Here is a 21,841-nt window from a genome sequence, read left to right on the forward strand (position 1 = left end):
TTAATCGCTATTTTTCAAATCAATAAAGCGTCCGACAATGCAGCGACAACCTACTTAAGGAGAACTGTTATGAAGATTGCACTGATTGGCGCTAGCGGATTCATTGGATCCGCCCTATTAACCGAAGCGCTCTCCCGCGGCCATCACGTGACGGCGTTAGTGACTCGGCCTGAACGGGTAGCGCCACAGGAGAATCTCACTACCGTTAAAAGTGATGTGTTAAATACCGATGCACTTGCAGAGCAGCTACGCGGTGCCAAGGCCGTTATCAGCGCCTTTAGTGGCCATGCTCAAGAGGATGTTTACGGCTATTACCTCAAAGGCTTTCACTCGATTTTGTCAGCCACTCAACAAGCTTCCGTACCCAGGCTACTGATAGTGGGTGGCGCGGCGACGCTCGAGGTAGCGCCGGGTAAGCTTTTGTTAGATGCACCGGGTTTTCCAGCAGAGTACCGGGCCACGGCGGAAGGGGCGCAAACAGCCCTTGAAACGCTGCGCGGGCAAACGGCGCAAGCGTGGACGTTTCTCTCTCCCGCCGCCGAGATTTTCCCCGGCGAGCGCACGGGTAGTTTCCGGCTTGGCGGCGATACGCTACTCACCGATAGCGAAGGCAACAGCCGTATTTCCGTGCAGGATTACGCCATCGCCATGATTGATGAGCTGGAAAACCCACATAACACCAACCAACGTTTCTGCGTCGCGTACTGATCAAGTCGCTATTTAAGTCGTTATGCCCCTCACTGGAGATAGGTGAGGGGTTGCCTCTTTCTTCTATTCCCCCCCCCTTTTCCCGTTACCCTCATCTATTTACTCTTTCACCTTTTTGCTGAACTTATCGTTCATCGCCGTAAAACCATCAGTCATATTTAACAATGTTAATTAATCCAATCTCACTTGACCACACATTACTTAACAACTGTGTATTAAAAAATTACTTATAAGACATTTCTTACATAAGTATAGCGAATCTCTTACAAATGCTGTCAGCAATATCCTACATACGCAGTCGCCTATACCTTCAACAATCAGGTAAACACAAATAAAGAAATACTAAAAAACTTGCACACTTGTGACAGCTAATGAACTTATTAGGTTCAGAACCCATTACGCAGACATGCACGCACTAGACTCGCATTAACTGACCCAATTACTGCAAGGAAAACATCATGAAAGCCAACACCGAGCTCGTTAAGATAGGCAATCATTGCGTGCATGTAGAAATCTATCAACAGCCACAAAATACTGAAAGTATTATTATGGTCAACGGCGCGCTAGCCACCACGGCCTCCTTTACCAATTGTGTCAAATACTTGAGTGATGGATTAAACGTTATCCTGTTTGACTTGCCTTTTGCTGGCCAGTCAAAACTACATAACCCTGTGGGTGGCATCATTACCAAGGAGGATGAAGTCAATATCCTCCTAGCTCTGATTGAACGTTACCAACCAACGTCGTTACTTTCCGTTTCTTGGGGAGGCTATGCCGCTATGATGGCATTGGCGCAATCCCCCACCTCCATTAAAAGAGCGGTGCTAGCCTCATTTTCAACTCAGCTTAACGACGGCATGCTGCGCTATATCAATGGTGCTCGCCATTATATTCAAATTGGCGATGTTAAAACCGCGGCTAACCTGCTTAATGAAGAAGTGGGCAAATACTTACCCCGCTTACTAAAATATATTAATTACCGGCATCTCTCACGGTTAGATGATCAAGAGCTTCAACAGGTCTGCTTTCATATTGAACAAATACTCTCCATGAACGACACCGATTATGAACAGCTCCTGGGTAATATTGAGATACCGACGCTGTTCGTGAATGGCAAACTGGATGAGTACACAACGCCGGAAGACATTCTGATTGCCGACGACTATATGCCGAAATGCGAGTTCGAAGTCGTGCCCAACGCAGGGCATTTTCTTGACCTTGAGCATGCTGACGCACGGCAGCGAATGGAAAAAATCCTGCGCGGCTTCTTGATTCCTAGCGAGTTTGAAAGTCAGGTTGCCTAACCACTTTCGTTACCCCATTACATGGCCTCACTAAGCAAGAGTGTGGTCATGTAATCTTTAGCACCATCACGCTAAAAAATCATTACCGCTCAAAAGATAATGATAATTCATTACCACTCACCCCTCACGAAACGCCTCCACCACGCGTTCGGCCAACACTTCGCTGGCATCACCACTACCTGCACGCTTCACCAGCGCTACTTGATAATCCCCTAGCGGTGGCAGTGACTCGTTGTGGAGACGCTTGAGCGGTGGTCGAATCAAGCTTTTTGGAAAAGCCGTCACGGCCAGATCAGCCAGCATAGCAGCTTCCTGCCCGGCACAGTGGTCGCAGGAGTAAGCGATTCGGTAAGCAATCCCCGCTTGATCAAGGGCATTAAGGGTAATTCTGCGCCACGCACACCCCTGCTGGGCCAGGGTCACAGGCAGTGGCGTTCGCTGCACGGCAACGCCATCCTCACGGCCCGCCCACACTAGCGGTTCGCTGTGGACGATCTCTCCCCGCGTCGCCTGACCAGGCCCTCCAGCCATCACCAAGGCAAGATCAAGCTCGCCCTCGTCCAACCTGGCGAGCAGGTCTTTGCTGCGTCCCACCTCGACATCAACCTGCACCGCCGGGTGCGAGCGAGCAAACTGGGCGAGTACCGTGGGTAAAATACGCCCTACCACGTCATCCGTTATCCCCAGCCCTACACGCCCCTCTATGGTAGGGGCTAAAAACTGGGTCACGGCTTCTGCATTGAGTTTCAGTAGCCGCCGCCCATAACCCAGCAGCACTTCCCCCTCAGCAGTCAGGCGTACGTGCCGCGCCTCGCGGACAAACAGCGTCTGGCCGAGGATCTCTTCCAGGCGTTTGATCTGCATGCTTAGCGCGGAAGGGGTACGAAACAGCTGCTGGGCGGCGCGGGTGAAGCTGCCGCTCTCCGCAATTGTCACAAAGGTGCGCAGCACCTCGCTATCCAGTAGCGGTAAGACAGCCCGGCTAGGAGCCATGGTCGATAGTTGATTCATCACGCCCACCTTTCAGAAAATCTTAACACTCAGTGTAGATCTTTTCGTTTGATTGATCCAAGGCAAAGCGCCAAGCTGATAACCAGAGGTCGCGACCCTCCCACTTATTAATCACAGATCACATCGGTTCAGTCGGTGCCCTGGCGCCGATTACTGTACAGCCGTTGTGAATAAAAGGAGGTGCGCGATGAAATGTGAATGCCCAGCCCAACATGCCCATAACGCCTGGGAAAAAGCTCGCCAACTGGCGCCGCCGCCCAAGCCACCAGCACTGCATTTTTACATGCCTGCCATGCCGTCGATGAGGTTAATTCGTACGCTCGATATGGCCTGGTGGCGTTACCGGCGGCGTTGGCTTTTCCGCCGCCATATACTGCCGCTACTAGCCTACGATGACCACGTACTGTTGGATATTGGCCATTGTCGAGAAGATATTCTCTGGGCCAACCAGCTCCCATTGAAGGTCGATGCCATTCACGCGCTAGAAGCCCGGCAGAAAAAGCGGCAAGTTCAGCAGGCCTAGAATCAAAAAAGCTTCGAACCTCTCCCAGGTTCGAAGCTTTTAATGAAGCCCTTAATAGCGTTTTAAGCATCTCATATAGTTACTAAGCTTTGTGCTCAACGCCTGCTTTTAAACTCCTATCGGCCCGCCATCGCGTTTTTGAATAACAACGGTTGACGCCCGAGGGCGTACTTGGCCGCTGGCTGCAACAGTGGCGTCTTGCACTAGCTCACTACCATCCGCGGGCCAGTTACCCGGGTGCTGAATGTTAATAAACAGCGCGGTTTTATCCGGCGTGGCAAAAATACCTGTCACTTCGCAGCCGTTCGGCCCTACCGCAAAGCGCTTCAGCTGCTGCTGGTTGCTGCTGTTAATCACCGGGCCGGTGCCTTGAATATCGTCGAGCCCGTTAGGTACCACGGCAAGCAGTTGGTCGTTGGTGTACTCGGTTACTCCATCATAACCGTTATCGGTTTGGATCCAGAGGATACCCTGACCGTCCTCTCGCTCGTCGAACCAGAGCCCATCGGGGCTGGCGAACTGATTCATTTCTGTCAGGCCCGAGTGATTATCGGCATCGTCAGCGGCCGCGCCAAACACAAACACCTCCCAAGTAAAGGCGTTGGGCAACCGGCTTTCGCGCCAGCGAATAATATGCCCTGCTTCGTTATTGGCGCGAGGGTTGGCGGCATTGGTGGGCGCTAAATCGTAACCAACACCTACTTGTTCCAGATGCTCACCGTCATTAGTGTAAGTTGGGGTTGTCTCTTCAGCGGTACGCTGAGTGTTATTGGTTAGGGTGAGATACACCTCGCCGGAGGCAGGATCGACGGAAGCCCACTCAGGGCGGTCCATTGGCGTGGCACCCAACAAATCCGCTGCATCGCAGGTGTTGATGATGATACCTGCCGCATCGTCGTCGGCTAGCCCCAACGCCGCCGCCAGCGTGCGACCATCGCGCGTTTGAGCACTAGGCGTTAGCGGTAGCCACTCACCGCTGCCATCGGCATGGAAACGAGCCACATAGAGGGTGCCGTTATCCAAATATTTGTTGCCAATGGCAAGACGATCGTACTCTTTACCTGGGCGGTTGGCATCGGCGGGATCCCAGGCAGCATCAGAAACATATTTATATACGTACTCGTTGCGGGAATCGTGCCCCGAGTAGTAAACCACTGGCTGACCGGCTTCCAGCTTGCCTAACCAACACCCTTCATGGCGGAAACGGCCAAGTGCCGTACGCTTAACCGCCAATGCATCACTATAGGGGTCGACCTCCACCTGGTAGCCGAACGTGCGTGCTTCGTTGCGATAATCATCTTCAGCACGCTCGCCGCGCGGGGTAATGTCGAAGCGAGCAAATTCGTCATTCTGTTCAGAGGCGTCTCCCGCCGAAGTATCCCAACCATAGCGGCTTTTAGCGGTGGGAATACCAATCCGCGCGTCGTCCTGGAAGCGTTCGCCATGATTAACGAACACATTGGGCCAGTTCTCTTCACAGGCAATATAGGTGCCCCAGGGAGTTACCCCGTTACCACAGTTATTGTTGGTACCACGGGTTTGGGTACCCTCAGGCGAAAAGCGCGTTTTGACGTAGTCACTGCCCGCCACTGGCCCGGAAAGTTCCATCACCGTCGCACTGGTGAGGCGACGGTTATAACGCGAACCCGGCACATGCGCCCATTGGCCGCTGGCGTTCTTTTCGACCTCAACAAGGGTGACACCGTGAGCGTTGATCTCAGTGCGCGACTCAGCTGCTGGCCGCTGGCCCTCATCCGCATTAGTGGGGCCTCCTTGCGGCGCCCATAGCGCGGCTTGGTCGATATACTCATTGTTGAGCGCCAGCACAAAACGGCGCGAGGCGTTGTCGGTATCCAGGGCAAAACCGGCCATGCCGTCATGGTGCATGCCCACACTCTCCGCCTGACGCTCAGCGGTCATCGGCTGTTCAGGCTGCCAGGTAACATTTTGGTTCAGCGGCGTGCCCCACGGCACCAAGACTTGGGCCACATAACCTTCCGGCACCACCACGGCATCGGTGCGTGATCCTTGAACCGCCTCAAACGCCAGTGTCAGGGGTGTTTTTTGGCTGCTGCTTGAGGCAAGCGCTTGAGCAGCGCCACCAAAACTAAGCATCGAGGCAGCCGCCATGCTCAAACCACCGCGCATCACATCACGCCGGGATACATGACGCGCCAATACTTCCGCGAAAGGTTGGTTGCCGCTGTGGTTAAACAGGCGATGATCTTCGATCTCTTTACTCATTTTAGTCTCCCCCTGATCGTTTGTAGGTCAACGATTGAACGTTACGAGACACTAAAGAAGCTTAATGACAGCACGATGACGGAGCGCCTGCATTTAGATGAAGAAAGGTCGAATGCTAGTCACTTTTACTCCCCAAACCCTATTGAGGGATGTCTGCAACTCTGCTAAATTAACGCTAATAGTTATCATTAACACAGGAGTTACTCTCTCATGCAGTTACCCGCTAAGGGCACTGGCCAGGGAGATACGTCGGCCTCGACGACCCGCGAGGTGGCCCACGAGGTGAATAGCAAAGAATTACTTGGCAACTCAGACCAGTTGGTTATCCACCATGAACAGCGCCGCTATGTGTTGCGCCGTACTAAAAGCGGCAAGTTAATTCTTACCGCCTAAAGCTCTTAATATTTCAGCCCCTGATTAATTTAAAGACTTATACAGCAAAGCCAGCCAGGTAGCCCATCGCACCCAGCCAGCGACCTCTTCCACTTATCCCTGTTGGAAATCTCTGGCTTATGAACCACACACGCGATTTTGGTGGCCTCTTTTTAACGCTGCTTCCACTGTTAACCGCCCAAGCAGACGACGCCGAGCTTAACCCAGTGACGGTCACCGGCACCCGAGCACCTACGGACCTTTCACGGGCACCACTGATTATCGATATTATTGATCGTGATGATGCTGTGCTGGCCACCGCCAGCCGGGTTGAAGACGTGCTTAGCCGCCAACCCGGCCTGCATGTGGCTGGCCAAGGGCGCCGAAATGGCCAAACCTTAAGTATGCGCGGTTTTGGCAGCAAAGGTGTGCTGGTACGTTTGGATGGCGTTCGTCAGGATATCTCCACCGGCCACATCGGTAACTTCTTTCTCGACCCTGGCTTGATTCAAGAAGTACAGATAGCACGCGGTGCGCTCTCCAGCTTATACGGCAGCAATGCCATGGGCGGTGTCGTCAGCTTCACCAGTGTGAATGCCAACGACCTGCTTGCCCCCGGCGAAGATAGCGGCGTACGCCTTTCCGTAGGCGGTGCGACGGCCAGCGACGAAATGCGGGGGAGCCTGACTGGCTTCGGCCGCCGCAATACCGCCAACGGCCAGGTGGATGGCCTGTTTTCAATCGGCCGCAGTGAATCCGGCGATATTCGCCGCGCGGGGGGCGATGAAGCCGAAGAGGATGCCTCCCTCAATAGCCTGCTGCTAAAAGGCGGTTGGGAGACAAGCGACGACCAGCGGCTATTTATCAGCTGGCAGCACTACGACGAACGCGCCACCCAGCCCGCCAACCCACAGCAGCTTTCAACCGATGCCAGCAATCCGCTGCGCGATCGCGATATGGAAAGCAACAACGTCCAGTTGGGCCACCGCTGGCAGCCCAGCGCTGCCACCGAAGTCACCTCGCAGCTTACCTTTAGCCAGCAGGATATCGACGAGCCCCAGGCCAACCGTACCCTAGAGCGGGCCGGTCTTCAGAGCGACGGCTTCCACACCATGGATCACGGCTGGCTTTCGCAAACGCTGGTGTTCGGCGCCGAATTGGAGCAGGCCCGCCAACGGCCAGATGGCGAAGCGAATGGCTTTCCTAAAGCCGATATCGATACCCAGTCAGCCTATCTCGACACTACTCTTACCGCTGGGCGCTATTTAGCCGATGGCGGCGCCGGGCAGTTTGATATTGGCCTGGGAGCCCGCTACGACCGTTACGACGCCAGCGGCCAAAATGAATCCGATAGCGTCCACGACCAAGTGTCACCGCGCTTTCGTCTTGCCTGGCGGCCCGATGACGCCTTGATGCTGTTTTCGGGCTACGCTGAGGCCTTCCGCGCTCCTAGCCTATCCGAGCTTTACGCCAACGAGCGCCACTTTGCCGGTTTCTGCGCCGGGCCAGCCTTCTGCACACCGGACAATTACTGGATTCCCAACCCTAGTCTCTCGCCTGAATCTAGCCACACCTGGGAAAGCGGCGTGGTCTGGCATCAGGGCGACTGGCAGGTTCGTGCCAGCTACTTCGATACTCGCGCCGACGATTTTATCGACACCCACGTCGACATCATGGCGGGCACCACCCAGGCAGTGAACGTTCAGCGCGCCCAGCTATGGGGCTATGACGCCCGGGTGACCTGGCAGCCCAGCGCCTTCCCGCTTCTTACAAGCTTTGTGGGTCTTTCGGAAGTCTCCGGTAAAGACCGCGATTCTGGCGAGCCCCTAGGCAGTCAAACACCGTTGGAAGCCACCCTGGGAAGCGAGGTGGTTCTGTATAACAGCGATATCCGCCTGGGCTGGCAAGCGCGTTTTGCCCAATCTTTCGATAAGCAGGGCGATGACGAGCGCCTGCCCGGCTATGGGTTGCACGATGTGCATCTCGCTTGGCAAATCACCCCGGCCGTGGATACCTCGCTGCGCCTTGCCAATATTGGCGACAAGGTGTGGTACCGCCCCGACGGCAGCCTGGGCGATGGGCGCAGCCTGTTCGCCACCCTCAACTGGCAGTGGTAAATCCACGCAGTCAACCCGATAGAGGTGCGTCATGATTACATCCCAACAGATCGCGATTATCGAAGCCTTTGACGCGGCGCGCGCCGCGCAGCCGCGGCTACCTGCGATTGAGATTGCCGAACGCTTATCGATCAGTGAAGGCGAGCTGCAGGCCGCTCGTTTAGGGCGCGACGTATGGACGCTGCCGCTCTCGCCCAGCGATATCGCCGCCTACCTGCCCCAACTGGGGCGGGTTAAAGCGTTGACCCGTTCCCGGCTGGCCGTGCTAGAGCAAACCGGCGACTACCCTAAACTTAGCGGCGGGCCACAAACAGGCCTGTTACTCGACCCAGGTGGCCTGGATCTACGCTTGCTCTATACGAGCTGGCACTGGGCCTGCCTGATTCGTGATTCTATGCCTGCCACCAGTACTCAAGAGGCGCAGTGGCGCTGGAGCCTGCAGATATTCAATCAACATGGCTGCGCCGTTCACAAATGCTTTGCCCTGGAGAACCCACTGCCGCGTCCCTGGGGTGCCTTAGCGGCCTTGGGCACTCGGGATACGCCAGCGTTTACCCAGAGCATGCCTCGCTTGAAGCGCCCACTGCCCGAAGCGCCGACCCTCGCTAGCGAGTGGGGCGCGATGCGCGATGTGCACCAGTTCTTTTCCCTCCTCCAGCGCCATCATCTGGAGCGTATTGAGGCCAACCAGTTAATGGAGGGACGCTATACCCAAACGCTGCCCGTCAATGCCCTGGAAACGGTGCTTCAGCACGCCAGCCTTCGCGCGCTGCCGTTGATGCTGTTTGTCGCTAGCCCCGGCTGCGTGCAGATCCGCACCGGCACATTGCCCACCCCTCAACGCGCCCACGGCTGGCTGAATCTATTTGGCGAGCAGTTCACCCTGCACCTTGATGACACTGCGATTGACCAAGTATGGCAAGTCAGCAAGCCCAACCGAGACGGCGGCGTGACCAGCATTGAAGCCTTCGATGCCGAAGGCTCGCTAGTGCTGCAACTTTACGCGGAACGCCAGGAAGGCCGCGTTGAGCGTCGCGAGTGGCGGCAATTGCTGGATGAACTCGGCAGCCAAGAGGCGGTGGCATGAACGCAAAACGCCTGATGCGCCGCTCACTGGCAGTACTGCTGATGGGGTGGCTAACCACCGGGGCCGCATTGGCCAGCGAACGCTGGGTGGTGCTTGGTGGCGATATCGCGGAAACCCTGGCCGCCTTGGATGCCGATATCAACGTTATCGCTCGGGATGACACGGTGGTGCATCCCCCCGCCATGGCGGCGCTGCCATCGGTGGGTTACCTGCGCCAGCTCTCCGCTGAAAGCGTCCTGTCTGTAAAACCTGACCAGGTGTTAGCCGCCGGGCACGCAGGCCCCAAGGAAGTGCTGGCGCAGCTTGAGTCGGTGGGGGTCGACGTCGCCACTATTAACGCCCCGCCAACCCTTGATGCCATTGCCGATAAAGTCCGCGCCGTCGGCCAATTAACTGATCGCAGTGACGCAGCAGGGGCATTGGCAGACGCTTTGGATGAGAAACTTGACCGGCTAGCCAACCTGCCTCCCCTACCCCCGACCAGCGCTATGTTTATCATGCAGCATAGCGGCTTAACACCTCGGGCGGCGGGCAGAGATACCGCAGCGCATAGCGCGCTCGAAGCGGTGGGCCTGACCAATGCCTTCGCCGCGATGCAGGGCTACCACAGCGTGGGCGCCGAAGCCCTGGCCCGGCAAGCGCCGGAGGTTGTGGTTGTCTCCGAGCGGGGCCTGGCGGCAATGGGTGGCGAAGCCGCGCTATGGCAGTTACCCGGTATGGCGTTAACCCCCGCAGGCCGAGAGCAACAGCTGATTGTCATTGATGACCAAGCGCTGCTTGGCTTTGGCCCGCGCACGCCCGATCAGCTACTCGCCCTGCGCCAGGACGTTGAAGCGCTATTGGGCGCACCGACTAGCGCCCAGGCTAATTCTGTCCAAAACAGTACCGCTCAAAACAGCACCGCCCAGCTCAGCCCATGATAGCCATTTTTAACACTTACCGTTTCCGGGCGCGGCTGCCGGTTAGCCGCACTACCCGCGTTCTCGTCGGATTAACCGCTGCGTTGCTACTGGCTTTAGGCTGGGCGGCCTCCTCTGGCGCACTGGGCATCTCCCCTTGGGGAGTACTCCGCGGCCAAGCCGATCCACTCAGCGTGCAGGTGTGGTGGCAGCTGCGCCTGCCGCGCTTACTGCTGGGCGTGGCCGTGGGAGCGATGCTTGCCGGTAGCGGCGCCGCCATGCAGGGGCTTTTTCGTAACCCGCTGGCCGACCCGACCCTGCTCGGCCTTGCCAGTGGTGCTGGGCTTTTCGTAGCAGTGTGGATTGTGCTCTTTCAAGACAGCAGCGCAGGCAGCCTTTACGGTCAGTTTGCGGCAGGCTTTTTAGGCGCCTTATGCGTCTGTTTGATTGTCTTTGGCATCGCCAAGCGTCAAGGCGGCGGCAGTGCCGCTGTGATGACCCTGTTGCTGGCTGGTTTGGCCATCAATACTCTCGCCGGGGCTAGCGGTGGGGTTTTAGCCTTTATCGCCAGCGATGAGCAGCTTCGCCAGCTTAGTTTATGGGGCATGGGCACGCTGACTAACGCCCTGTGGCGCACCACGGCGCTCGCCCTGGTACTCATTGCCGTTGCCCTGTGGCTGTTAATGCGTAGCGCTCGTGAACTTGACCTGCTCCAGCTAGGCGAAGCGACCGCCCATGCGGCGGGGCTGGATGCAAGCCGCTTAAAACGCAGGGTGGTGGTCGCGACCTCGCTGGGCGTAGGCCTGTGTGTAGCGCTAACGGGCGTGATTGGCTTTTTGGGCCTGCTGGTACCCCACTGCCTACGGCTTTGGTTAGGACCTGGCCATCGGCTGCTGCTGCCCGCCTCAATGCTCGGCGGCGCGCTGCTTCTGGTCGTTGCTGATACGCTAGCCCGCACCGTCGCTGCCCCGGCAGAAATCCCCGTGGGTCTGCTGACTAGCCTGCTCGGTGGCCCCTACTTCCTGTACCTACTGATGCGCAGGAACCGAGCATGCTAACGCTCCATCAGGCTGGTTTAACCACCACCCCCGCTATCGCCCCACTAGACGGCACAATTCGCCCTGGCGAGCTACTTGCCATTGTCGGCCCCAACGGCGCGGGCAAGAGCACGCTACTCAGCATGCTGTCAGGCTTTCGCCCTGCCGAGCAGGGCGAGCTACATCTGGATGGCAAACCCTTGCGCGAATGGCCCATCGCCGAGCTTGCCAATCGCCGGGCGCTGGTCGCCCAGCAGGAGCTCCCCGGCTTTGACTGGCAAACCGACGAACTGTTGAGTCTAGGTAGTAACCCGGCCAAACCACTAGTAGCAGCGCTACTGGACGACCTGGATCTAACCCACCTCGCCAAGCGCAGCGTACTCTCGCTTTCCGGTGGCGAACGCCAGCGGGTGATGATCGCACGAGGCGCCTGCCAGCTACTCTCAAGGTGTTCTCCCACCGCCAAGGATGGTGGTATTTTATTGCTGGATGAGCCGACCAGCGCCTTGGATATCGGCCAGCAACAGCGCCTGATGCGCCAGCTACGCGGTTGGGCCGCGCAGCACCGCATGGCGATTGTTTGCGTGCTCCACGACCTTAATCTCGCCAGCACCTACGCTGACCGGGTATGGTTGCTGCATCAAGGGCAGCGTATTGACCACGGCCTACCCAACCAGGTGCTCAACCCTGCGACCATTGCGAAGATTTATGCAGCCGAACTTCAGCACATTGAGGGCGGCCCCCATGGCAAGCCCCTGCTCGTCCTGACGCCTTAAGACAGCTTTCAGCAGCCAACGAGTCGAGTGGCAAAGCCCTCATATAAGTCCATACTTATCCATACGTAACGGGCAATATATGCATCACCGCGCGCTAATTGGGGAGCAAGAATGAGACTGATCAGCCTCATGTGGGTCGTGTTGGCAGGGATGAGTTTTAGCATCGGTGTATTAGGCATTTTTCTGCCCCTGCTGCCGACCACCGTGTTTATGCTAATGGCTGTTTACTGTGCCTCCAAAGGCTCACCGCGCTTTGAGGCCTGGATCCGCTCCCGCCACTATGTCGGGCCACTGCTGGTTACCTGGGAGCAAGAGCGCGCCATCCCCCGGCGCGCTAAGTTGGCGGCTGTTAGCATAATAGCGTTGAGTGCACTGATCACGGCTTGGTCACTCGGCCCCGGCTGGACACGCTGGGGAGTGATCACTTTACTAATGCTGATTGCCGTTTGGCTGGCCACCCGGCCAGAGCCTTCGTCTTCTAATGAGTAAAGCTTGGCAGTGGTGGCTAACACGGCTTTAACGTTGCAAAATTCTGCGCTGTTAACACCTAACATTTCGCGGCAGCGGCCAGCTATCTAATCTTCGTTTAATAGCGCATTCAGCGGCATGCCATCGAGGGTGGCGGTGTCTAGCCCCAGCAGGCGTGCGAACGTGGCCCCGGCATTGTCCATTCGCTGGATGCCGCGTTGGGTATTGAAGGGCAACCTGGAGCCGGGCAGTATTCCCTCACCGTGCAGGATCGCCAAACCATGATTGGAGGCGAATGCGGTGCTGGCGGACGGTACCTGAGGGCCATGGTTGGCTCCGGCACTTTCAACGGCAGCCACGGTATCGCCACGTCTGTTGACACCCCATACGAACCCGGAAGCGTAGGCGAACAGCACATCTCCGGCGTTGTCACCCCAGTACCCCAGTACACTGGCATCCTGTTTCTTGAGGGCGAAAGCGACCACGTTACGCTCACCTTGCGGGGTATCGATATACCACGTGCTCAACGCCTTGAGGATTCGTGTCTGCACCTCGGCCACATCAGCCTCGGAAACGATTCCCTCGTCCAGGATGTCTCGATTGACAAAGACCTCCAGGCCGCCGCGTTCATCCTTGAGGAAGGCCTGGCTACGCTGACGTATTGGTCGGCCATTTTCATCGAGTGTACAGAGCCCGAACGAGGCCAGTCGCCGGTGGATATCACACAGGTAATGGTTCGGCACGTCGCCATGATCCGAAGCGAGCACGATCACGGTGTCCTCGCGGCGCCCAGCCAGCAGGCGACCCACTGCATCGTCGAGCACTTGGTACGCAGTTCGGATGGTGTTCAAGTAACGTTCCTGTCCATCGGAAGTGAAGAATGGAGATTCCGGGTCGCAATAGGCCAGACAGGTATGATGGGTTTCGTCATTGAGACGGAACACCGTGGCAAACAGGTGGAAGTCCTCCTCGTTCAGCAAGGTCAGGGCACTATCGACGAGCCAATCCAGTTGGTAGCGGCCCTCTTCGAAGCTGGTCTCGAAATAGGGCGTGTCGGGATCCGCTGACACAGTCCACTTGGAGATGAATGGCCCGTGGCGTTGTGTCAGCTTCTCGGCCAGGGCCAGGTGGTTGCCCAGCCGTTCGGGCATGGTGATCTGTGATTGCAGCAGATCCACATGCCTCCGCTCGGCATCGTAGGCCAGCAGCTTGAAGCGCACATGCCCCCGCTCGTCTCCGGCCTCGACGGGCAACCAGTCGCTCCATTCGCCTACTCCCAGTGTCACCGCGCGCTCGTTTAGTGTCAGTTGGAGCCGCGTGTCGGCCACTGGGCTCAAGGTCACTGCCAGGCTATCGCCGGCATTGAGCCGGATAACGGCGTGATAGCCAGCCTCCGAGCGCTCGATTGCGTGGCGGTTGTGCTTCTGGTGATGGGCCAGGCTACCGCTGGGTGGCCAGCCCAGCGCCTCGTTCTGGGCAACGTCGGGCCACTGGGAAAGATCCGTGCTATGCACGCCGGCCGGGGCCATCTCCATGGGGGCCGGACCTTTGCCGCTCCAGAACGGCGCTAGGCAGAGATCGTTCTTGCCGGTGGGCTTGAGAGACTCGGGGAAGTGCACCAGCGCACAATTTTGTCCCGCTTCGGTCATCAATTCCAACAAGTGTCGCGTACCGCTGGGAGAGATGCACTGCCCCACCCAGCTGTTCCCTGGTGCCTGCCCGGTCAAGAAGTTGACGAAGTTGGTGTCTCCCCATGTCGAGATATAGGGCATTAGCCGTGTTGTTCCACCCTCGCGACGCAATCGATCGATATGGGGCAGTACACCTTCATGGCAAAACCTATCGACCAACTCGGGAATCAGACCGTCGACGCCCAACACCAATACTTTTTTCGCGTTGTACATACATTGCTCCCTTGGCTAGAACGTGCGTGCTTCAGAGTCGATAACGGTCGATGACATTTCGGTCGATCTCGATACCCAGCCCAGGTTTGTCGGGGATCTCAACATAACCCCGTGCGTTGAGCGCGAATTCACCACCAATCAGTTCCTGACGGAAGGGGTGCGCTGATTGGTCGTACTCGAGCATCGGCTCGTCCGGGTTTAGTGACAGCGGCTGTGGCGGCAGTGTGGCAATGAATTGCACGGCAGCGGCGAGGCCGATGCCGGTGCCCCACACGTGTGGAATTAGCGGCACGTGCCAGGCCTGGGCAAGCGCGGCAATCTTGCGGCACTCAGTGAATCCGCCGGCGGCTCCTAGATCAGGCTGGATAATATCCAGCGCCCCCTCGCTGATCAGCTCACGATAGCCAAACTTGGTATATTCATTCTCACCAGCAGCCACGTAAGTGCGCGACACACCCTTGAGTTCGCGGTAACCATGACGGTTCTCGGGGCTGAGCGGTTCCTCGAAGAAGTGCACCCGCGTATCTTCGAGTTCCATGAGGATGCGACGTGCCGCCGGCACGTTATAGGCGCAGTTGGCATCCATCATCAGCTGGACGTCGTCACCGACCGCTTCTCTCACGGCGCGCATGTCGCGAATGTCCGAATCGACACCGAAACCAGTCTTGATCTTCATCGCCCGATAGCCGTTGGCTTGGTGGCGCAATGCCTCTTCCACGATATCCTCGGGGTAGCACCCGTCTTTGCGACGATAGAATCCGGTCGCATAGGGGCGGATCTCTCGCCGAAACGCGCCGCCCATGAGCCGATGAATCGGCTGTCCCAACGCTTTGCCGAAAAGATCCCATAGGGCAATGTCTATCGCTGCTATGCCAAACAGCGCTGCCCCTTTCTGCCCATAGGGCCGAGTGTGGTTATACATCTCTTCCCAAAGCACCTCGTGATCGAACACCGAGCGACCAATTAGCAAAGGTTTTAGAGCATACTCCACGACGGCCTGGGCGACCTGCGGCGGCTGAAGGCCATGATTGATCGACTCACCCCAGCCGATCAGACCATCTTCTGTATGAACCTCAACCAGCATGGCGGTGCGCTGTTGAACCCACCCTTGCGAGAAGGCGAAGGGCTGTTCGAGCGGGGCGGAAAGCACGTGTGTCTTGATATCGGTAATGATCATGTGGCGTATCCAGTAACGAATTCGAAAAGGGCCTTACTTGGCTGAGTCGCTCTCGGCATGCCCGGGGGCGGTCGATGCCTGGCGCTGCTGGACGATGCTCGACCACACGGTCCAAACGATGAACAGTGCGAGCAACGAAAACAGCGTCATGGAAATCCCGCTATGGGTGAAAAAATCCAGGAAGTCGCCGCGTTTGATCAGCAGACCGCGACGCAAGGAGCTTTCCAGCTCTGGGCCCAGCACCATACCAATTACAAGCGGTGCCATCGGATAATCAGCGCGGCGCAGGGCGTAAGCCAGGATGCCGGTCATAGCGGCCACCACCAGATCGAGCGGGTTGCCGCGCACCGTCGCGGCACCGATGAAGCTGAAGATCACGATGGCGGCCATGATGTAGCCCTGGTGCAGCCGGAACAGGTAGCGAAACAGGCCAATGGAGGGTTTGCTCAGGATCAGCATGGCGACGTTGACGATGATCAGCACAACGAACAGGGAATAAACCGTCTGTGCTTGATCGACCATCAATCTCACACCCGGCGTGATGCCATGGATCACCATCGCGCCCATCATCATCGCCGTGACGACATCTCCGGGAATGCCTAGCGCCAGCGTAGGAATGAACGAGCTTCCGGTCACCGCGTTGTTGGACGACTCTGAAGCAATGATGCCATCCGGCTCGCCCTTGCCCAGGCGATGGCGGCGTGGGGAGAGCTTTTGCGCCGTGGCATAGCTGATGAATGCAGCAGCGGCTGCCCCGGTGCCCGGCAGTGCGCCGATAAAGCTGCCGATCAACGAGCCACGCACCAACTCGACCAAGCGCTTTAACCACTCACCGAGCTTGGGAAAGCGTAAGGTGGCCTCAGGGATCTTCGCACCGGGATCGTCTCGCGTGGCAAAGCGCACGAAGATTTCCGAGAGTGCAAATGCACCAACCACTACCGGAATCAGCGTCAGCCCCGAAGACAGGGCATAGCTGCCAAAGGTGAAGCGGTCGGCACCAGTAATGGGATCCGAGCCCACCATGGAAAGGAAGAAGCCGATCATACCGCAAACCAGCCCCTTCATGACGCTACCCTTGGACACGCCCACGATGCACATCATCGCCAGGCAGATGAGCGCGAAGACTTCTATCGAACCGAAGTTGACGGCGAACTTGGCGAGTTGCGGCGCGCAAAAAATCAGTATCACGCATGAAAGTATGCCGCCGAAGAAGGACGCGAAGGTCGCCCAGCCCAGCGCCTCGTCGACGCGCCCCTGCTGGGTCATGGGGTAGCCATCGAAGGTGGTCGCCGCCGACTGGGGCGTGCCGGGGGTGTTGATCAGAATGGCGGTAATCGAGCCGCCGTAAACGGAACCGCAGTAGACACCGATCAACAGCGCCATGCTGGTAATGGTGGACATCCCGAACGTGAAGGGAAGAAAGATTGTCAGCCCCACCACCGACCCGAGACCCGGAAGCCCACCGATGATTATCCCCGCCCAGGTACCGATGACGATGGCGAGTAAAGCCTGCCAAGTGAAGGCATCGCTCACCGCGGCAAGAATGATATCCATGTCACAGCGCTCCGCTGTTTAAGAGTGTCGGCAATCGAATCAGCAACACATGGTGAAACAGGAACCACAGGCCACCGGCGATCACCAGCGTACCCACCGCCAACGGCAGTGGGCGACGCAGGCGAAACATCCAGAGGGTCAGGGCGACGAGTGGCAGCGAGGGGATCAGAAACCCCAGGCTCGCCACGGCGATGGCAGCGATGAGTACGGCCGCCATCAATACAGGGAGTGTCGACAGCGACCCGCTGCCCAGCCCCGATACCCGTGAAAGCTCGACGAGCGTGATCGCCAAGGCGATCACGCACCACAAGGTCAGGACAATGCGCGGAACCAGCATGGCATCCGAGGGACCGCCCCAGGCATGGAACGCTAGCACGACACCGATCAGGAACAGTCCCAGAGCCAGCAACACCCTGGGGTGGGCCAATCTCGCAACCATGATGCTTACCTCGCTAAATCGTCATGCCTTGGTCGTTTCAATCAAGCAGGCCTGCATCACGCAGCACCTGCTTGTTGGCCTCGAAGCGTTCCTTCACGAACGACTCGAAGTCGTCCGGCCCTAGGTAGGCGATGTTGACGTTGGCCCGTTCGGCAAAGCTCTTGAACTCATCGGACTCCATGGTGGCCTTGCACGCCTGAGTAAACTGTTCGGCACGCTCCTGGCTGATGCCCTTGGGCGCCACGACACCCTGCCAAACGGAGAAGTCCATGTCCGGCACACCCTCGAGTTCGCCGATGGTCGGCACATCGTCGTAGCCTTCCAGGCGTTGCTCCGAGAAAACGGCTAAGGGGCGGAGGTCATAGTTTCCGAGAATGGTCTCGGTATCGGCCATGACTTGGATCTCGTTGCCCGCCAGCGCATTCATCGCCGGGCCGGATCCGCTATAGGGCACATGCTCGGCCTGAAGTTCGCTGTTGATCACCAGTGCTGCCAGTGCCAAATGCGGCAAAGTGCCTGGGCCTGAAGAGCCATAGAGCAGCGGCTGCTCCTGAGAGGCAGCAACAAGCTGGTCGAAGTTTTCGATGTCAGACGACTTAGACACCATCAGAAACATCGGGTTGGACGTGGTTCGGCAAACATAAGTGAAGCTTTCCTGCCCGTAGGGAAGGTTTTTCAATGAGGGTTGAATGCTGAGTGCGCCAGCCGGTTCGTAACCGATAATATTGGGATTGCCTTCACTTTTGGCGACCTCGCTGGTGCCTACCGTGGCGCTGGCGCCAGCAAGGTTACGTATCACAGAGGTGACACCAAGCTTCTCAGAGAAAATCGGTTCGAAACTGCGTGCGACAATATCCGTGGCGCCGCCCGCCGCGAATGGGACAACAATTTCTAAGGTCTCTTGGGCTTGAGCGGCATGTGAGGCCCCGACGAGAACCATCAGAGCCAGAGAGTGGCGTATAGGCTTCATTATTGTAATCTCCTTTTCGTATCGCTACGAAATTTTGCATGTCTGATGCTTTGATTTTGAATTGACCATCAGTTTATGTCATTGATGTACTTTCCACGCCTTAATCGTAGCGCTACGATATGAGAGGTCAATGATGAAATGATTGTCCATTGGTCGAATAGCTAGCTATCGGGTTATCACTCAAGGTCTGCGCTAATACCGCTACCGGCACGTGCTTTATTCAGCATGATCAATTATGAATTCAACGCTGTGGAATAACTGTTCAGCCTAATCGAAAGCATGCAAGGATCTGTTTCAAAAAAACGGGTAGAGAGGGAAAGTGAAAAAACGCAAACGAAGTTCACAACGAGCCACCATGAGCGAAGTCGCACAGCTCGCGGATGTTTCTCCAAGTACCGTATCGCTGTATTTGCGTCGTCCCGATGAGGTCTCTTCTCGTAGGGCCGAGCGGATCCAAACAGCAATTGATAAGCTGAGCTATCTACCCAATACGATGGCTGGTGGTTTGGCCTCATCGCGCTCCAATATCATTGGTGTGATCGTTCCTACGATTACCTTCTCCTTCTTTTCGGAGACCCTTGAGACTCTGGAAAGAAACCTTCGCGCAGCCGGCTATCAACTATTAATAGGCAACACCGAGTTCGATGCATCGCGTGAGGAGGAACTGATCCGCTCAATCCTAAGCTGGAATCCTTCGGGACTCGTACTAACTGGTTTTTCGCATAGCCGAAAGTCAGTCTCACTGCTGAGCAATAGCGATATTCCAATCATTGAAATGTGGGATTACGGTCAGGAAGGATTGGACATGGTTGTGGGCTTTTCGCACCGCACTTGTGGGCGACTGGTGGCGGAACACCTCATGCGTAGCGGATATCAGCACATGGCTTTTTTGAGCACCAACTTCCAGCGCGACATCCGTGCTAACGAGCGTTATCTAGGCTTTCACGACGCGATCGCCGCCGCTGGCGGCTCGGTGCTAGTTCGAGAACTTACCGGGCGAAGTAATACCGCAGAGGCTGGCCAATTGCTATGCACTCTTGTCAACGACCATCCTGAGATTCAAGCAGTGTTCTGCTCCAATGACATGGTCGCCCTAGGCGCAATGCTTGAATGCCAACGACAAGGCTGGTCGATACCCGAGCGCTTGGCTATTGTGGGATTCGGCAACCAAGACTTCACTGACAGCACAGTGCCGCCAATGACCACGGTGGATCCCCCACGGCAAGAGATCGGCACGCATATCGCCCGGTTGTTACTCGAACGTCTCAAAGGCGATGACACAGCAAATATGGACACGAGAGTAGATCTAGGCGTAAGACTCATCATTCGAGAGAGCGCTTGAAATATAGTGTTTTGCCTGAACAAACAGACGGCCTACTGGACTGCCGATCAGTTAGATCATAGCAATACCGTTATCCACACCCACGACGACGGAGCAGGATTATTTTAGCGTAACTCCGACACGCCTAAACCAGCACCTTATGAGTAGAGACCACCTGTCGCAGCCCCATAAACGAGCGGATCTGGCGCACGCCGGGCAGGTAGAGCAACTGTTCAGCGTGCAACCTGTTGAAGCTTTGGCTGTCCCGGGTGCGTACCAGCATAAAATAATCAAACTCCCCGGTGACCACGTGGCACTCCATACAGCCTGACACCTTCTGGGCCGCCTCTTCGAAGGCGGCGAAGGATTCCGGCGTCGAGCGATCCAGCACCACGCCAATCAATACCACCATGCCCGCCTGTAGTTGCTCCGGGTCTAAATGTGCCACCACCCGGCTGATCACCCCATCCCGTTTGAGCTTTTCCACCCGACGTAAGCACGCCGCCGGACTCAAACTCACCTGCTCTGCCAACGCCACATTGGAGAGCGTGGCATCTTCCTGAAGCAGTTTAAGAATACGCCGATCTGTTCGGTCTAGTTCAGCCGCCTGATCATCAGGCTCAGGGCGTGAACGGGAGATTTTTGAGCGCACTATTATTTACCTTATTCATCTATAAACACTATTTAAGACCACATAAAATATTCATTAGCAACTTTTATTGCTTTAAAACAGACAACTTTGCAACACAAAAATCATGGCTAACACTTACTATAAATAGTAGAGAGCACGCCAATTGTTCACAACAACCTTAGCCGCCCTATATCGCACCCAATGATTTAAAGCTGGAGATTGCTATGAACCTCGAACGCTTCCCACGTTACCCACTCACCTTTGGCCCCTCTCCCATTACGCCGCTCAAACGGCTAAGCGAACATTTAGGCGGTGAAGTGGAGCTCTACGCCAAGCGCGAAGACTGCAACAGCGGCCTGGCCTTTGGTGGCAACAAAACGCGCAAGCTGGAGTACTTGATTCCCGAAGCGATTGAGCAGGGCTGCGATACGCTGGTATCGATTGGCGGTATTCAATCCAACCAGACCCGCCAGGTTGCCGCGGTGGCCGCTCACCTGGGTATGCAGTGCGTATTGGTGCAAGAGAACTGGGTTAACTACTCCGATGCAGTGTATGACCGCGTGGGCAATATCGAGATGTCACGCATCATGGGCGCCGATGTGCGAATGGACGACGCTGGCTTTGATATCGGCATTCGCCCTAGCTGGGAGCAGGCCATGGAGGATGTTCGCCAGCGAGGCGGTAAGCCCTTCCCGATTCCCGCTGGCTGTTCCGAGCACCCTTACGGCGGCTTAGGCTTTGTAGGCTTTGCTGAAGAGGTGCGTCAGCAGGAGAAAGAGCTGGGCTTTACGTTTGACTATATCGTGGTGTGCTCGGTCACCGGCAGCACACAGGCAGGCATGGTGGTGGGGTTTGCCGCCGATGGCCGTGCCCAGCGAGTGATTGGCATTGACGCCTCTGCAAAGCCTGAACAAACCCGTGAACAGATCCTACGCATCGCGCGCAATACGGCCGAGCTGGTGGAATTGGAAGGTGGTATTAACGATGACGATGTTATTTTGGATACCCGCTACGGCGGCCCTGAGTACGGACTGCCCAACGAAGGCACGCTGGAAGCCATTCGCCTATGCGCCCGCCTGGAAGGCGTACTCACCGACCCCGTTTACGAAGGAAAATCCATGCACGGCATGATCGACATGGTGCGTAACGGTGAATTCCCAGCGGGCTCCAAGGTACTCTACGCCCACCTAGGCGGCGTACCCGCGCTAAATGCCTATAGTTTCCTGTTTAGAAATGGATAAGGAATAAAACACCTGCCTCGAACCGTCTGAACCAGCGCCTCAATGACGCCGGTCAGGC

The 21,841-nt window shown here is 56.8% G+C and carries 19 protein-coding genes and 1 pseudogene; 12 read left to right on the top strand and 8 right to left on the bottom strand.

Annotated features, from left to right (window positions below; all coding sequences use genetic code 11):
• Positions 1–69 precede the first annotated feature (69 nt).
• Positions 70–708 (top strand): NAD(P)-dependent oxidoreductase, encoded by a 639-nt coding sequence (locus RO22_RS15585; RefSeq protein WP_041158746.1) that lies wholly within the window; start codon positions 70–72, stop codon positions 706–708.
• 458 nt (positions 709–1,166) lie between these two features.
• Positions 1,167–2,012 (top strand): alpha/beta fold hydrolase, encoded by an 846-nt coding sequence (locus RO22_RS15590; protein ID WP_027965497.1) that lies wholly within the window; start codon positions 1,167–1,169, stop codon positions 2,010–2,012.
• Positions 2,013–2,129: 117 nt separating this feature from the next.
• Here RO22_RS15590 and RO22_RS15595 read toward each other — a convergent pair whose 3' ends face one another.
• A complete protein-coding gene (locus RO22_RS15595; protein ID WP_041158747.1) occupies positions 2,130–3,023 on the bottom strand; it encodes a LysR substrate-binding domain-containing protein in 894 nt (297 codons plus the stop codon).
• A 187-nt stretch (positions 3,024–3,210) separates the two neighbouring features.
• On the opposite strand from RO22_RS15595, the gene RO22_RS15600 reads away from it, so the two are divergent.
• Positions 3,211–3,546 (top strand): hypothetical protein, encoded by a 336-nt coding sequence (locus tag RO22_RS15600; RefSeq protein WP_041158748.1) that lies wholly within the window; start codon positions 3,211–3,213, stop codon positions 3,544–3,546.
• Positions 3,547–3,654: 108 nt separating this feature from the next.
• Here RO22_RS15600 and RO22_RS15605 read toward each other — a convergent pair whose 3' ends face one another.
• Entirely contained in the window at positions 3,655–5,790 is a 2,136-nt protein-coding gene (locus tag RO22_RS15605; protein ID WP_041158749.1) for a PhoX family protein, read from the bottom strand.
• Between the two features lie 210 nt (positions 5,791–6,000).
• Between RO22_RS15605 and hemP the strand changes: the two genes are divergently transcribed.
• The 7 genes and pseudogenes from hemP (at position 6,001) to RO22_RS15640 (ending at position 12,567) form a co-directional block, all read left to right on the top strand.
• Entirely contained in the window at positions 6,001–6,183 is a 183-nt protein-coding gene (hemP, locus tag RO22_RS15610; RefSeq protein WP_041158750.1) for a hemin uptake protein HemP, read from the top strand.
• A gap of 119 nt (positions 6,184–6,302) precedes the next feature.
• Positions 6,303–8,279 carry a TonB-dependent receptor domain-containing protein gene (locus RO22_RS15615; RefSeq protein WP_041158751.1) on the top strand — a complete coding sequence of 659 codons (1,977 nt, stop codon included), beginning with the start codon at positions 6,303–6,305 and terminating at the stop codon, positions 8,277–8,279.
• Positions 8,280–8,310: 31 nt separating this feature from the next.
• Complete coding sequence (locus RO22_RS15620; protein WP_041158752.1) at positions 8,311–9,366, top strand: ChuX/HutX family heme-like substrate-binding protein; 1,056 nt, start codon at positions 8,311–8,313, stop codon at positions 9,364–9,366.
• On the top strand, positions 9,363–10,286 hold the full coding sequence (locus tag RO22_RS15625) for a hemin ABC transporter substrate-binding protein (protein WP_052475655.1): 924 nt from the start codon (positions 9,363–9,365) through the stop codon (positions 10,284–10,286). Before RO22_RS15620 ends, RO22_RS15625 begins: the two co-directional genes overlap by 4 nt.
• Complete coding sequence (locus RO22_RS15630; protein ID WP_052475656.1) at positions 10,283–11,323, top strand: FecCD family ABC transporter permease; 1,041 nt, start codon at positions 10,283–10,285, stop codon at positions 11,321–11,323. Before RO22_RS15625 ends, RO22_RS15630 begins: the two co-directional genes overlap by 4 nt.
• Before the next feature lie 53 nt (positions 11,324–11,376).
• Positions 11,377–12,078, top strand: a pseudogene (locus RO22_RS15635) (ATP-binding cassette domain-containing protein); the annotation flags it as partial.
• Between the two features lie 111 nt (positions 12,079–12,189).
• A complete protein-coding gene (locus RO22_RS15640) occupies positions 12,190–12,567 on the top strand; it encodes a YbaN family protein (RefSeq protein WP_041158754.1) in 378 nt (125 codons plus the stop codon).
• 86 nt (positions 12,568–12,653) lie between these two features.
• Here the strand turns inward: RO22_RS15640 and RO22_RS15645 are convergent, their stop codons facing one another.
• From RO22_RS15645 to RO22_RS15665, 5 genes are read right to left on the bottom strand one after another with little or no spacing between them, the layout of a single operon-like run.
• Entirely contained in the window at positions 12,654–14,450 is a 1,797-nt protein-coding gene (locus tag RO22_RS15645; protein ID WP_041158755.1) for an alkaline phosphatase family protein, read from the bottom strand.
• A 31-nt stretch (positions 14,451–14,481) separates the two neighbouring features.
• Positions 14,482–15,627, bottom strand: a complete 1,146-nt coding sequence (locus tag RO22_RS15650) for a mandelate racemase/muconate lactonizing enzyme family protein (protein ID WP_041158756.1) — start codon at positions 15,625–15,627, stop codon at positions 14,482–14,484.
• A 33-nt stretch (positions 15,628–15,660) separates the two neighbouring features.
• Positions 15,661–17,181: a tripartite tricarboxylate transporter permease gene (locus tag RO22_RS15655; protein WP_041158757.1), complete on the bottom strand. Its 1,521-nt coding sequence runs from the start codon at positions 17,179–17,181 to the stop codon at positions 15,661–15,663.
• Between the two features lies 1 nt (position 17,182).
• A complete protein-coding gene (locus RO22_RS15660) occupies positions 17,183–17,620 on the bottom strand; it encodes a tripartite tricarboxylate transporter TctB family protein (RefSeq protein ID WP_041158758.1) in 438 nt (145 codons plus the stop codon).
• Between the two features lie 37 nt (positions 17,621–17,657).
• Complete coding sequence (locus tag RO22_RS15665; protein ID WP_041158759.1) at positions 17,658–18,590, bottom strand: Bug family tripartite tricarboxylate transporter substrate binding protein; 933 nt, start codon at positions 18,588–18,590, stop codon at positions 17,658–17,660.
• Between the two features lie 355 nt (positions 18,591–18,945).
• On the opposite strand from RO22_RS15665, the gene RO22_RS15670 reads away from it, so the two are divergent.
• Positions 18,946–19,932 carry a LacI family DNA-binding transcriptional regulator gene (locus RO22_RS15670; RefSeq protein ID WP_052475657.1) on the top strand — a complete coding sequence of 329 codons (987 nt, stop codon included), beginning with the start codon at positions 18,946–18,948 and terminating at the stop codon, positions 19,930–19,932.
• Between the two features lie 124 nt (positions 19,933–20,056).
• Here RO22_RS15670 and RO22_RS15675 read toward each other — a convergent pair whose 3' ends face one another.
• The gene (locus RO22_RS15675) at positions 20,057–20,563 is read right to left on the bottom strand and encodes an Lrp/AsnC family transcriptional regulator (protein ID WP_041158761.1); all 507 of its coding nucleotides are present in this window, start codon (positions 20,561–20,563) and stop codon (positions 20,057–20,059) included.
• Between the two features lie 203 nt (positions 20,564–20,766).
• On the opposite strand from RO22_RS15675, the gene RO22_RS15680 reads away from it, so the two are divergent.
• Complete coding sequence (locus RO22_RS15680; RefSeq protein WP_041158762.1) at positions 20,767–21,783, top strand: 1-aminocyclopropane-1-carboxylate deaminase; 1,017 nt, start codon at positions 20,767–20,769, stop codon at positions 21,781–21,783.
• Positions 21,784–21,841: the final 58 nt, after the last annotated feature.

Source organism: Halomonas sp. KHS3 (genome assembly GCF_000830495.1).
Lineage (GTDB): Bacteria > Pseudomonadota > Gammaproteobacteria > Pseudomonadales > Halomonadaceae > Vreelandella > Vreelandella titanicae.